This window comes from Flexivirga alba (genome assembly GCF_042661025.1).
Lineage (GTDB): Bacteria > Actinomycetota > Actinomycetes > Actinomycetales > Dermatophilaceae > Flexivirga > Flexivirga alba.
Map to the genome: position 1 here is coordinate 3080536 of NZ_JBHSWH010000001.1, position 12613 is coordinate 3093148.

At 67.0% G+C, this 12613-nt stretch carries 17 protein-coding genes; 14 read left to right on the forward strand and 3 right to left on the reverse strand.

The features are described 5' to 3' along the window. Window positions 1–17: 17 nt before the first annotated feature. Both ACFQDH_RS15055 and ACFQDH_RS15060 read right to left on the reverse strand, forming a co-directional pair. Window positions 18–761 (reverse strand): hypothetical protein, encoded by a 744-nt coding sequence (locus ACFQDH_RS15055; RefSeq protein ID WP_382403191.1) that lies wholly within the window; start codon window positions 759–761, stop codon window positions 18–20. Further along, the gene (locus tag ACFQDH_RS15060; RefSeq protein ID WP_382403192.1) at window positions 758–1552 is read right to left on the reverse strand and encodes a ParB/RepB/Spo0J family partition protein; all 795 of its coding nucleotides are present in this window, start codon (window positions 1550–1552) and stop codon (window positions 758–760) included. The genes ACFQDH_RS15055 and ACFQDH_RS15060 overlap by 4 nt, the downstream gene beginning before the upstream one ends. A gap of 337 nt (window positions 1553–1889) precedes the next feature. On the opposite strand from ACFQDH_RS15060, the gene ACFQDH_RS15065 reads away from it, so the two are divergent. The 3 genes from ACFQDH_RS15065 to ACFQDH_RS15075 all read left to right on the forward strand — a co-directional run bounded on the left by ACFQDH_RS15065 (window position 1890) and on the right by ACFQDH_RS15075 (window position 3358). After that, complete coding sequence (locus ACFQDH_RS15065) at window positions 1890–2384, forward strand: hypothetical protein (protein ID WP_382403193.1); 495 nt, start codon at window positions 1890–1892, stop codon at window positions 2382–2384. A 111-nt stretch (window positions 2385–2495) separates the two neighbouring features. Then, window positions 2496–2930 (forward strand): M48 family metalloprotease, encoded by a 435-nt coding sequence (locus tag ACFQDH_RS15070; protein WP_382403194.1) that lies wholly within the window; start codon window positions 2496–2498, stop codon window positions 2928–2930. A 47-nt stretch (window positions 2931–2977) separates the two neighbouring features. Next, window positions 2978–3358 carry a hypothetical protein gene (locus tag ACFQDH_RS15075; protein ID WP_382403195.1) on the forward strand — a complete coding sequence of 127 codons (381 nt, stop codon included), beginning with the start codon at window positions 2978–2980 and terminating at the stop codon, window positions 3356–3358. Here ACFQDH_RS15075 and ACFQDH_RS15080 read toward each other — a convergent pair. Continuing rightward, window positions 3342–4199, reverse strand: coding sequence for a CPBP family intramembrane glutamic endopeptidase (locus tag ACFQDH_RS15080; protein ID WP_382403196.1), 858 nt, complete (start codon window positions 4197–4199; stop codon window positions 3342–3344). The genes ACFQDH_RS15075 and ACFQDH_RS15080 overlap by 17 nt on opposite strands. A 221-nt stretch (window positions 4200–4420) precedes the next feature. Here ACFQDH_RS15080 and ACFQDH_RS15085 point away from each other — a divergent pair, with 221 nt between their 5' ends. The 11 genes from ACFQDH_RS15085 (at window position 4421) to ACFQDH_RS15135 (ending at window position 12414) form a co-directional block, all read left to right on the forward strand. Further along, window positions 4421–4789, forward strand: coding sequence for a hypothetical protein (locus ACFQDH_RS15085; RefSeq protein ID WP_382403197.1), 369 nt, complete (start codon window positions 4421–4423; stop codon window positions 4787–4789). A gap of 40 nt (window positions 4790–4829) precedes the next feature. Then, window positions 4830–5405: a hypothetical protein gene (locus ACFQDH_RS15090; RefSeq protein ID WP_382403199.1), complete on the forward strand. Its 576-nt coding sequence runs from the start codon at window positions 4830–4832 to the stop codon at window positions 5403–5405. Then, window positions 5405–6214, forward strand: a complete 810-nt coding sequence (locus ACFQDH_RS15095; RefSeq protein ID WP_382403200.1) for a hypothetical protein — start codon at window positions 5405–5407, stop codon at window positions 6212–6214. Before ACFQDH_RS15090 ends, ACFQDH_RS15095 begins: the two co-directional genes overlap by 1 nt. 104 nt (window positions 6215–6318) lie before the next feature. After that, on the forward strand, window positions 6319–6648 hold the full coding sequence (locus tag ACFQDH_RS15100; RefSeq protein WP_382404874.1) for a WhiB family transcriptional regulator: 330 nt from the start codon (window positions 6319–6321) through the stop codon (window positions 6646–6648). A 16-nt stretch (window positions 6649–6664) separates the two neighbouring features. Continuing rightward, complete coding sequence (locus ACFQDH_RS15105; RefSeq protein ID WP_382403201.1) at window positions 6665–7363, forward strand: Lsr2 family DNA-binding protein; 699 nt, start codon at window positions 6665–6667, stop codon at window positions 7361–7363. Between the two features lie 19 nt (window positions 7364–7382). Beyond that, window positions 7383–7706, forward strand: a complete 324-nt coding sequence (locus tag ACFQDH_RS15110) for a hypothetical protein (protein WP_382403202.1) — start codon at window positions 7383–7385, stop codon at window positions 7704–7706. Beyond that, a complete protein-coding gene (locus tag ACFQDH_RS15115) occupies window positions 7703–7903 on the forward strand; it encodes a hypothetical protein (protein ID WP_382403203.1) in 201 nt (66 codons plus the stop codon). Before ACFQDH_RS15110 ends, ACFQDH_RS15115 begins: the two co-directional genes overlap by 4 nt. A gap of 178 nt (window positions 7904–8081) precedes the next feature. Next, window positions 8082–9692 carry a hypothetical protein gene (locus ACFQDH_RS15120; RefSeq protein ID WP_382403205.1) on the forward strand — a complete coding sequence of 537 codons (1611 nt, stop codon included), beginning with the start codon at window positions 8082–8084 and terminating at the stop codon, window positions 9690–9692. 463 nt (window positions 9693–10155) lie between these two features. Continuing rightward, window positions 10156–10533 (forward strand): class F sortase, encoded by a 378-nt coding sequence (locus ACFQDH_RS15125; RefSeq protein ID WP_382403211.1) that lies wholly within the window; start codon window positions 10156–10158, stop codon window positions 10531–10533. Between the two features lie 563 nt (window positions 10534–11096). Then, window positions 11097–11912, forward strand: a complete 816-nt coding sequence (locus ACFQDH_RS15130; protein ID WP_382403213.1) for a hypothetical protein — start codon at window positions 11097–11099, stop codon at window positions 11910–11912. A gap of 25 nt (window positions 11913–11937) precedes the next feature. Continuing rightward, entirely contained in the window at window positions 11938–12414 is a 477-nt protein-coding gene (locus ACFQDH_RS15135) for a MucR family transcriptional regulator (RefSeq protein WP_382404875.1), read from the forward strand. Window positions 12415–12613: the final 199 nt, after the last annotated feature.

Below are 12613 nucleotides of genomic sequence, written 5' to 3' on the forward strand. Positions count from 1 at the left end.
CGAGGTTGGGGGAGGGGTCAGGCGGCCGGGTGCGCGTCGTCGATGGCGGCGGCGTCGCCCTCGGCGGGACTCGTCTGCGGTTCGGGCGTCGCCGTCTTGCGGGCCTTCTTCGCACGCGGCTTGGGTGCGGGCTTGTCGAGTCCGGCGGCACGCTTCTCGACGTCGGCCAGCTCGTAACCGTTGGCTGCCAGGAACGCTAGATAGCGCGCGGGGCCGGGGGTCACATTGCGCCAGGTGTGCGTGCCCATCTGCGCCTCGTAGGCGGCGCAGCACTGGCCGACCGCGAGCATCAGCGCGCGCCCCTCCGTGACGTTCTCGGCTGCCTTCGCGCGGTCGGCCCGCATCCGCGCCTTGCCGCCGTTCAGCAGCTCGTCTGCCTTGGTGGGGGTGCGGTGGTCACTGAGCCAGTGGCCCTCTTCGGCGATGGTCGCGACGACGAACGCGGCGCTACCCTTCGGCGCGGTCTTGCGCGTCAGGAACTTGACCACGAAAGCAGCGCGAACCGTCTCGGCGGACTTCCACGCCTTGTTGGACTCGATCACGTCGCGGCGCTCGGCGCGGGCGGCTTCTCGCTCGGCCTCGCTCATGTCGGCGGCCTTCTTCTTGGCGCTGCCTCCGTAGCCGCCCGCCCAGCGATCGACATGGCCGTGCGCCTTGGCGTCAGTGCAGACGTAGGTCGCGACCGTCACCTGCTCCTGCTCGTCGGTGGCGTCTTCGTCGTCATCGGCGTCGGTCTCGATCCAGCGCCATTCGCGGGTCACGTAGGCGGCGTGTCCGGGGCAGTCGGCGTGCGTCTCGGGGTGATCCGGCTGCCCTCTGCGTCGTCCAGGTGGTTCAGGCGCAGGATCGTCTTGTGGTCGTGCGGGGGCCGCTCGATCACCGTGACGCCGTCGGCGGTCAATTGCTCCGCGAACGCCTTGATTGCCTCGCGGTCTTCACGCTTGTCGCGCTGCCGCTGCAACTCGTGGTCGAACCCGCTGCCCCGCTCGGCGGCGACGGTGAGGGCCTTGAGCGCGTCGGCATCCTGGTCGAACTCGGCGAGGGCGGCAGCCTGCTCCAAGGTGAGGAATCCCCAGCGTTCGGTCGCCTTGCTCGCGAGGTCCGACCCGGCCACTTTCAGACCGGCATCGACCTCGGGCCGCTTGTAACCGGTCTTTTTCACGATCTGCGCGGCGGACATACCGAACCCGGCCAACTGCTCGAAGCCCTTCGCCCGCTCGGCCGCCGTGATGCCCACGCGGTGATGGTTGGCCGACATCTGAGCAACGATCCTGTCAGCGTCCTCGCGGCGGCGGGTGGCGAATGCCGGGATGGTCGCCTGCTTGGCCTCAATCGCGGCCAAGGTGCGGCGTTGACCGTCCACGACGACGTAATGGCCATCGCCATCGAAGTAGCCGACGACCGGAACAATGACGCCTTCCTCGCGCACATTCGCGACGAATTCCTTGTCGACGTTCGCGTCCAGGCGCACGTTCGCGCCGATCTGCACCTGGCGCGGGTCAATAGCGACCACGGTCTCGGTAGCGGCTTTTTCGGTGGTGGCTGTGCTCATGATTCCTCCTGAGTGGAATAGAAAAAGTGGTAGTGCTATCCTGCCCGCGCGCGCATACGGCCCGGGCTGGCTCTCGGGCTGCTGTGGACAACGCGGCGCGGTCACTGACCCTGTGGGAATCGCCGACGCCGGAGCGGTGACGAGCGACTCGGCGCGGCGCGGGCCTACCCTCGACCTGGTCGGCGCTGGCAGGGCGTGAACCCTCCGGTCGAATACCGGGAGGGTGTTAGGCCTCGGGGCCTGGCGCAGACGGTCGACGACGACAACAACGCCGGTCTGTTCGGCCGCAGTTACCCTTTGGGGCGAGTTAGAGAGAGCAGACGAGGGAGGTAGCTGGATGGCGCCTAAGCGCACACCAAGCCTGCCCGCCGGATCCGCGGCGTTCGCGGTGTACTGGGACCGGGCGACCTGGGATCTGTCGCGATCGGCATACATGGCCGACCTCGACGACCTGTCGAAGAGCCCGGACTCATGGATCGGGTGGTTTCAGTACGCCCTCAAGCGGCATGTGCGACGCAGCGCCCGGTCGCGGGCGGCACTCGAGGTGCCACCGCCGGATCGGAACCCGAGCGGTAGCCAGAAGGAACTCAAAGACGCGGGGGAGCCCCTCGATGGGTTCACCAAGACGCACGTCGTGCCCGAGGAGCTGCTGGACCAGGTCGAGCGGGCGATCGTCGACGACCGAGTCAAGGCCCGCCGGATGATCAGCCGCTCTCAGTTCGCCCGCGAGGCGGTCGTGGCGGCGATCGGTGAAACGCGCTCCAGGCGCGGGCGGCGTGGTTTGCCGCCGGCACCGGACCGGTTGCCGAACCGGCCGCGCAGTCGGGCCTGAACTATGCCGGCGCCGGCCGACGCCGAACGGTGGGCCACCCAGCTGGCGGCCTCGCATGGAGTCGAGCTGGCCAGTATCACGTGGGCCACCGGCACAGGTGGCGCGGCGCGGATGACCGACACGGGTGCTGAGCTGGTGCTCGCTCCCGAAATCCTCGTCGACGTCGCCACCATGCGCTTCCACGTTGCGCACGAGGTTGGGCACGTCGTGCTAGGGCACGCCCGCGGCCGCCGTCAGCAACTGCGCGCTGCGGCGCCCTACCTAGCTGCCGGTGGCGCGGTCGAGCTGGCGGCGATCATCGGCGCTGCATTCTGGCGATGGTCGATCGTGATGTTGCCGATCGCGTTCGTAATCACCTTGGCCGTGCTGGCCCGCCGGGTGGTGCTACCCGAGGAGCGTGCGGCCGACGCGTTCGCGGCCGCCAATAGAGCACCGGCTTGGCTGGCGAGTCCGCCGGCGAAGGCTCGACTCATGGCGAGGCTGATCAAGACGCACCCGACCTGGGCAGAGCGGTCCGCCTGTGGACAACGATCGGCGGTCGAGTAGAAAGGGTAGTTTCAATCGAAAGCCATTCGTTGGAAGGGATTTCGACCATGAACAACACTGCGGAAGCGCACGGCCCGACATCGACACCGGTGAGCGTCTCTGATCTCACTCTGGGCGACGTCGGCCTCGATCTGATGCACATCATCGATGGCTCCGATGCTCACGTCGACGGAATCGGTGCCAGCGCCGACATGCACCCCGCATTCGACCCGGCCGGTGCGATCCACGGCGAGAGCGGCCTGTTGGTCACATTCACCGACGCGCACGGCCGCAACCGCATCGCCGAGGTGAGCATCATCGCTCGGTGGCGTGAGGACGACTGCTGGCACTTGCACACCCAGGCTGGCGAACTCGGCCGAGAATGTCGTGACTGCGGGACCGTCGTGGAGGCCTCGGTGGCGGGGGTAGTGCTCAGCTCATCGGTGTGAGCTCAGCGCCGGCGGGCCTTGCGGAGGTCGCTGGTCGCCGGCGGCTGCGGGCCATCATGATCAGGCCGAGGATCACCAGCGCGGTCGCCACACCGTGGAGTAGGACCATCTCTGCCGGCTGTGAGATCTCGTGGTGGTCGTAGAGCGCCAGGGTCGTGTCGTAGAACGCGTGCGCGAGGATCTGTGGCCAGACGCGGCCCGTCCACAGATAGAGCAGCACGGCCCCCACGGCCCACAGCAGATGCGACCAGGCCCACGCCCCTTGATACAGGTGGTAGGCGATCCGTGCGATCACCAGCAGTGCGACGAACACTGCCGTCGGCCGGGCTCGCTGGAGCAGCTGTGGAGCGAGCTGCCGAACGACCACGATCGGCAGCGCGAGGACGACGAACTCCTCGCCGATCGCGCCGAGCCATATGCCACGCGCGATGTCGTACCAGAGAGCATGCGTCGCCGGATCCTGCGCCGGTTGCGATGGATTGATCCAGACAAACAACCAAAACCCTGCGAGGTCCAGGAGCAGAAGGACGCCGGCCACGAGCAGGCCACAGCCCGGCACCCGGTGTCGGCGGCCAATCAACCACTCAAGCAGTACGGGCCGCCCCAGTGACCAGGCAGCGCCACCGGCCAGCAACAGCGCGACGACGAGGAGTGTGGCCTCGCCGGCGAAGAGGACCCCGTCGCTGGACGAGCCCGAGCCTGAACCCGACCCTTCGGGCGGGCCATATCCGTGAAGGAGGATCTGCACGGACAGCATCACCGCCCAGCCATATCCGACGACATACGCCAGCACCGCCAGCAGCAGCACCAGCCCGCTCTTGACCTCCCTGGCCACCAGCATGTCTCCCCTCCGAGTCGGTGTCGTGCTCTCACGCTAGAGGGACAGAGCGACAACATCTGTGGTCGCCGCAGGTGACCGCCACGAGGCCCGCGAACGCCTTCGGGAAGTGAGACGCCCCGAGCGGGCGGCTTGTCCACAGGGCGGCGCGCAACTCAGCGAACCGTAGTACCGAAGGAGCACACTCAAAGTATCTACTCTTTCTACTCAACTAAGGAGAAGACGTGAGCATCATCCAGACTCGAGAAATCCGAGTGGGTTTCGCCCCTCGAGTGGCCACGCCCCCGACTTCGCCGGAGGCGACGACGTTGGAGCGCGCGGCGGCCGGCTTCATCCGCGCGAACGCTGCCTACCGCCAGGCGTATGCGACCTGGCGAGCTGAGCGTGAGAGTCGCCAGCCGGGGGATTGCGTCACCTCGGCCGACGACCAGCGCCGCGATCGGCGGCACCAGGCCTTGTTTGCGGTTCATCGGGAACTTGACGCGGCGGCCGCGGCAGTCCGCCGTGAAGGCGGCCAGATCGACTACAGCCCGAGCGACGGCGACACCGTCCGTGTCTACGGGCCACGTCGTCAACTTCTCGGTCGTATGTGACGACAGCAGTGAAAGCCCAGGAAACAGAGGAGTGTTCAACATGACCACGCTCACGAACGCACACACGGTTCCCCAGGTGACGGACCGACCAAAAGTCACTTCGTGGATCCTGACCCCGCCGATTGGGCCCGCGGTCCCGGTCGACCTGATCCGGCACAGCGAGACATACCTCGAGCTGCGGCTGGGTACCGGAGAGAGCGCCTTCTCCGTTGCCCGTGGCCACCAGGACCCGCGATCGGGTTCCTGGGTCGTCGACATCCTGCTGATCGGTCACCGATTCGAGGTCGCCACTAGCGATGGCGCCGTTGCGATGATGCTGGGCGAGATGCACTCGCTGGTCAGCGGCGTGCTCAAACCCACGTGTTCGGCCGAACTCTGGTCGGCCGGCTGTTTGGCATGCGGGGTCTCGATCATCGAGAGCGCCAGTCTGGGTGAGGCAGAGTGGCTCGCCCGGACGCACAACCGGGAGCACCACCACGGTGAACCGGCCGCGGCCACCTACCTACGGATCCTGTGCGCCCAGTGCGGCGATCGGGACGCCACCACGGTGTGCAGCTGCGACGGTACGACGCCGGTCGCCGTCTGCGGACGGTGCGCGTCGACCAGGAGCTCGTGATGCCCACCAAGGACCCGCGCTGGGCCAAACACTTCCGGCTCGACCAACACCGCGGGATCTCCAGGTACGTCGACGCCGCGCCGATCCGGGCGCACATCGAGCAGCTGCGCGCGGCTGGCGCGTCGATGCGGGCGATCGCCGATAAGGCGGGTGTCTCCTTCAGCCAGGTGAGCAAGATCTCCGGCGGGCAGGCGCACGTACGGCGGCCATACGCCGTCCGTATCCAGGCAGTCACTCCGGCCGCGATTCTGGCTCGCAGCGGCGCCGACGACTTCGTGCCAGCGGTCGGGGCCCGTCGACGGATCGAGGCCCTCCAGGCAATTGGCCACTCGTCGACGACGATCGCCGAGACCATGGCGGACGGCGCCACTGCGGACGCGGTCAGGAACGTGAAGAACCACCCAGGTGACTGGATTTCCCGGGCCAACCACGACCGAGTGCTGCGGGCTTACAAACAGCTGTGGGACAAGCCCGGTTCCTCCCGGCAGACCCTCGCCGCCGCCCACCGGCTCGGTTTCGCACCGCCGCTTGCCTGGGACGAGGAGACGCTCGACGATCCGACCGCGCAGCCTTGGAGCAACGACGCCGTCGATGACGACCTGGTCGACGAAGTCGCCGTGATGCGTGCAGTGGCCGGCGACCGCGTCGAACTCACCGCGACCGAGCGAGCCGAAGCGGTAGGGCGGCTGGCCGCGACAGGGCTGTTCGACAACGAGATCGGAGCCCGCATCAGGGTCAGTGGCCGCACCGTGCAACGGATCCGCAAGGCGGCCGGCATCCCGGCCGGTTGGAAAGAGCCGGCGGCATGAGCGGCAAGCGGTTGAGCACGGACCAGCGCGAGCTGATGCTCGGCCTGATCCGCGACGGGCTGCCCAGCCAGGAGATCGCCGACGCGGTCGGCGTGAGTACCTCGATGGTTCATTACTACGCCGTCCGGCACGGCATCGACCGCTCCCGCAAACCGGCAGCCCCGCCGGCGATCGAAGCCGTCGTCCCGGAATCCGCGGCGCCGCAGCAGTCCCTGGGTTGGCAGGCCGACGCGCTCTGCCGGCAGACCGACCCGGAGATCTTCTTCCCGGAGAAAGGCGGATCCACCAAGGACGCCAAACGCATCTGCCAGAGCTGCCCTGTCGCGGCCGAATGCCTCGATCAGGCCCTGGCCAATGACGAACGCTTCGGCATCTGGGGCGGCGTCTCAGAACGGCGCCGTCGCAAACTCGCACGCACACTCAAACAGTCCTGAAGAGGAGATACATGTCATGTCCACCAAGCAAGTCACCACCGAGATCACTCTGACCGTCGTCAAGCACCTCATCAACGGCCGCACGGACACGTTCATCGCCGAGGCGACGGGCCTCGCGATCACCCAGGTCCAGGACATCAAAGTCAGCCACGGCTACCCCGAGCCGGACAAGATGGAGTGGTCCCGCGACGCGCTCGAGAAGCGGATCAACGAACCCGCGGCAGCGACCGCGACACCAGGTCCGACCATCAGAGCCGTCGTGCCGGCGCGACGTCACGACCCTGCGCGGGCGACCCCGCGTCCATCCGACCCGCGACCGGGCACCTCGACCGCGCGCGAGGTCAAGCCCTCCGCGAACGAGCTCATCGTCGCGGCCGCCAACTCACCGAAAGCGCGCACCCGAGCACTCGGGGTGAAAGTCGCTGGTCTGCTCGGTGACCTCAGCCAGCGCCTCGAGACAGAAGAGCGTGAGCAAGCCGCCCAAGCGGCCGAGAAGGCCGCGAACGCCAAGAGGCTCAAACGGATCGAGGAACTGGAGGCAGAGCTGAAGAAGCTGCGGTCGAAGACCCGTAGCACCAAGACGGCGCCACCGCTGGGCGCACCAGCACCAGAGGTACGCAAGTGGGCCAAGGGCCAGGGCATCGAGTGCCCGGACTACGGCAAGATCCCGAACACGGTGCGCGACGCGTACGACGCGGCCCACGCCGCAGCCTGAGCCGAAGAGGCGAAAACCTATGAACCGCAGAGCAACCAGGATCATCCTGGTCGTCCTCCAACTGGCGTCAGCGGGCATCTTGATGCGAGCACTCACCGCGGTCGGCCTGTGGTGGATGGCCCCAGCTGTCGCCGTTGTGGTGGCGGGCATGGTCACGCTGGAACTGCGCCCACGCAGGCCGTGGATCGTGCTCGACGACAACGGGCAGCCGGCCACCGGCCGCGACGCGGACCGGTACACCCAGTGGCGGGCCAGCCTCTGCGTGCACCAGAGAGCGGCCTGGGATGAAGCGCTGCGAGATGTCGTCGCGCGGAACCGGGCCGACAGGAAGGACGAACCATGATCTGCACCGGGTGCCGCGAGCCACACCAGCCTGCCGATTGCGAGGACGCCCGCCGCCCCGCCGACGCGCAACGATCGTGCTGCTGCCAGCACAAGCCCTACACGAAGGCGCCGGCCTCGCCAACCACCGAGCCCGGCCGAGAACAAGCCGAGGTCGGCGGCGCATCCGAGGAGACGGGCCCCCAGCAGAAGCCGTAGTCGAGCGTGACCGCCGTCGATCCCCGGCCGCCGCTCAACGACGCCACGGAAAGATCCGGCGAAATTCTTGCAACCCGATCGGCAAACACATCGTGGCCGGTGACCGCCAGAGACCGGCCAGCCGCCTTCTGGGAGATAGCAGCACGAAAGTGCACTGCTCGTCGACCAGGAGGAAGCCTTGAAATCGAACACCAGCGTACGAGTGCTGGCAGCTGCGGGGATGTTCACGCTCACCGTTGCCGGCACGGCATTCACGCCGGCACACGCCGACACCGGTGGATCCTCGATCACCAACCAGGGAGTGTCGCCCAACAGGGCGGCCGGCCAGGCGAAGCTGGCGGCCAGCCCTCGCGTCGCCCCGACCTACGCGGGATACCAGACGAAACCGGTGATGTCGCCGAAAGGCGGATCGCACTCGATCTGGTTCGGCCGCATGAACTACGCCGGGCTGCTGGTGTACTGCATCGACGGGGAGAACCTGGCACCGTCGCAGGCACCCTCCAAACCGGTCACCCGCACCCAGCAAGTGAAGCTGTCCTACCTGCTCAGCCGGTATGCGAACAGCTCCGACAAGCCCACGATCGGGGCGCTGTCCTACATCTCCCGCCAGCTGCTGGACCCGGGATGGTCCTTCGACCAGAAGGCGTTCGGCACCCTCAGCACGGCAGACCAGACGGCGATCAAGGCTCGCGTCGCCCAGCTGAACACCGAAGCAGCGAACTATGCCGGCGGATACAAGCCGGTGGTGACCAACGCGGCGGGTACACCCTCCACCGCCGGCACGGTCCGGACAGGGACGGCGACGGTCGGAATCACCTCAGCCACAGGGAAGTTCGTGCCCGGGGTCGCCTTCCGTGCCACCGCAACGGGCGCCACCTTCACCAGCGGAATCCGCACCCTGAAGACAGGCAAGAGCAGCAGCGCAACCATCAACGGCACAACCTCCACCGCCGCGACAAAGCTGCCCTGGACGGCGACGCCGACAGCCAAGAACGGCGACAAGGTCACCCTGACCGGGTCCTTCACGGGCATCCCCGCGTCCAGCTACTACGAATACGCGGCCCCGTACGTGGGGGAGCAGCGGGTCATCGGCGCGGCGCCCGCGGGAACAGGGGCAGGCACTGGCACACCGGTGACGATCAAGGTCGCGGCCCCGAAGGCGATCACCCGGGTGTCCACGCAGCAGTGGGTTCCCGGCAAGACCATCACCGACACGGTGACCACATCAGGTCTGGAATCGCAGAAGGTCGACATCACCGCAACCGCAGCCGTCATGCGCCGCCCAGACGGGGTGGCCTCATGCGAGAACGTCGGCGTCGACCAGTGGGAGAAGGCCTTCAACGCAGGCAAGGTCTCCACGATCTCGACCGTGAAAGTCACTGGGGTTGCGGCCAACACGGACGTGCAGATCCCGCTGCACCTGACCAGCAAGCTGCCCAGCGATGTCACGGCAGGCGACTGGTGCGGATCGATCAACGAGAACGTGTGGCAGGCGGGAGCAGAGAAACGACTGGTGGTCACCCAGTTCGGTGAAATCAACGAGTGGGGCTCGCTGACCGTCGCAGCACCCAAACCGACACCCACGCCGACACCGCCCTCGACGACGCCGCCGGCGCCGAAGCCGACACCGCCGAGCTCCCAGCCGGTGATCCCGACCGATGGCCTGGTCTCGCTCGGTGGCCCGGACGTGGCCGGGCTGATCGTCGGGGCCGGCTTCCTCGGCGTCGGAGGCACCACAGCCGGTGTGCTGGCACGACGCGCGATGCGCCGCCGCAACAACCGGCACTGACGTGGCACGTCTCGACACGGCCAAGGAGGTCGTCCAAGGCCAGTCGCGGCGAGTGAGTGGCCCCGTGGCGTTGATCCTGGCCGGGGTGTTAGCCGTGGTCGTGGGTGGCGTCGGCATGATCGCTACCAGTTGGTTGAGGTCATCGCCCGCCGCTGCGGCCGGAACCCCGGCACACACTTTCCAGACCAAGGACCTCAGCGCGGCGCCACCAGTGTCACATTCGGACACACCGGCGGGCGCGGCTCCTCGCAGTAGTCCCGCGACGACGAGACGGAACCAGCACGCGTCCGGGTCGTCGTCGCAGGCCGCGCACCATGCGACATCGACGCGAGAGCCTCGAGCGACGACGCCGGCGAAGGCCACCAGCTCCCGGACGAAGCCCGCACGGCGGACAACACCGGGCGGGCAGCCATGGAGCAGGTCTCACGGGGCGCCGTCGCCGCCGGCGAAGAAGGCACCGACGATGAGCCCAGACAGCGTCTGGATCCCGTCGTTGGGCGTCTCGGTCACCGTGCTCTCCGAGGGGCAGTCCGATGGCTTGGCATCGATCCCGGTCGGAAAGACGCGGGTCGGCTGGCTGAACTGGACGCCCTCGTTGACCGGCCGCGTCGGGACGACCGTCATCGCTGGGCATGTGACGTACGACAACATCCCCGGCGCGTTCTACAAGCTCCCGCAGATCAAGGCCGGCGCCGTCGTCTACACCACGACGCACACCGGGAAGGTGCAGGCGTGGCGAGTGCAGTCGGCGGCCACCTACCCGAAGGGCAAGCTACCGGCGGCGGTATGGGCGACCGGGGAGCGCACCAGCTCGCCCTGGTCACCTGCACCGGCAGCATAGGACGAGTCCCAGAGCAAGGCGGCTACGCCCACCTGGACAACCTCGTTGTGATGACGAAACCAGTGGCCACACGCTGACTCTCAGATGGAGCGCTCCGGCGCTGGCTGCGGTGCCGGCGACACGCGTAGCTGCCTGCGTTCTTCACTCGCTCCACGAGATGGCTGATACCGGATCACTTCGTCATCCGGTGCCACCTGGCCCGGTCCGCTTGCCGGGGGCAGTGGCATGGCGTCTGCCTCGGCATACCGGTGAGTCCGGTCAGTCCGGGCCCCGTAGCCGTACTCGGACGGGTCGTTGCCATCAGTCCAGACCTGCTGCGCAGGCACGTCGGCAAACACCACAGGCCAGTCCGAGCCGCCGTCGCCGTAACCGTGATCGTGCGCATACGCACGGGAGGGTGATCCAACCGCCGCGGTTGATTTCTGGATACTCGGGCGGGACGGCCCGGTAGATCCGCACAGCCGCCTGAGGGTTATCGACTGCAGCCTGCTCGCCGGCTATTGGGGACGAGTGCACCAACGGTTCGCTACGGTCATGAAGTCCTTCGACCTAGAAAGGTTCTGATGCGTACCAAGACCCAGACGATCACCCCGGTCAAGGCAGCCGCCCTGCTGGAATCGAATACCAGTAATCGACCGCTGTCGCGCGCCACGGTGCGCGTCTTCGCGGAGGCTATGAAACGAGGCGAGTGGAAGACCACCCACCAAGGCATCGCTGTTGACACGAATGGGTTGCTGGTTGACGGCCAACATCGGTTAGCTGCGATCATCGAAGCGGATCTACCAGTGAAACTGACTGTGTTCACTGAGGTTTCGCCTGATAGCTTCGACGTCCTAGACACCGGCAAGAAGCGTAACGCGGCTGATGTACTTGCGATCGAAGGCGAAAAGAACACCTTGCTGCTCGCGGCTATGGTGCGCACCGTCTGGTTGTACGACAACCGACCCGACACGTCTTGGTCCGGCGGGGGCGCTCGTGTCACCAACCACCAGATATTGGAGACGCTCGCGGCAAACCCCCGGATCCGCGACTACATCAGTGTCGCTGAGCAACTGCTCAACGAGACAGGCATGATCAAGTCCGCGGCCGGAGCGGCGAGCTATTTGGTGGCGCGCAAGAATTCAGCCAAGAAGATCGAGCAGTGGCTCGAAGGGCTCATCGAAGGAGCTGGCCTGGCCAAGACCGACGCCCGGCTCAAGCTGCGTAACCTCATGCTGAACATGGCCCGTCGGCAAGCAGGTGAAGGACGCCGACGACACGACACTCGCGAGCAGGTGGTGCTGTACCTGACCGCGTTTAACGCCTGGGCGAGCGAGGAGCCGGTGAGCCGGCTGCGTTACAACGCTGGAGAGCCCGTCCCAGTGATACCGAAGATCTGAGCCGGGATCGGGAAGCGTGCCCACAGTGAACATCGGTGACCGGGACGGGCATGGCCGCTACGGCGCTGTCGATGAAGACAGTGACGGTCTGCTCTGTCACGAGTGCGGCCTACGCTTCGCACACCTCGGGCTGCATGCGTGGAAGGGCCACGGGACTACCGCTGCCGAATACCGCCAGGAACATGGCTTGGCGCGCAGCTACGGTCTGGTCGCCAGAGAGACGCGAGAGGCAATCACCGGCAACGCGCGGCGAAACTTTGCCGCCAGGAAGAAGTTCGTGGCAAACCGGGATCCTGCTGCTGCCACTGTCGCCCGGTTGAGCAATGCCGCGGGCATGTCGCCGGCAGGCCTGGCAGCCAGTCGGACGCAACCGGGTCAGGGACGGCTCGGCACTGTCGTGGTCTGTCAGTGGTGCGAGTCGCAGTTCTGCCCACTCAACAGCGCGAGACGGCGACGATTCTGCTCGATGTCCTGCGCAAGCAAAGCGACCCGGGCAGGCTGACGCAGACTCGCTGATGGCGTGATCCCGTGCCGCTTCGACACGCTGGTCTAGGCGGACCGGTAGCGTGACCGGCGTGGCGGGTCGCGAAAGGCGCCAGGACCGTGATCGTCTTGGCTTCCCCCGGGGTATGAATCCGTTCACGCCAACCGTCGGGATCAGCCCGCCACTGCTCGTGGGTCGGGATGGTGACCTCGAGGAC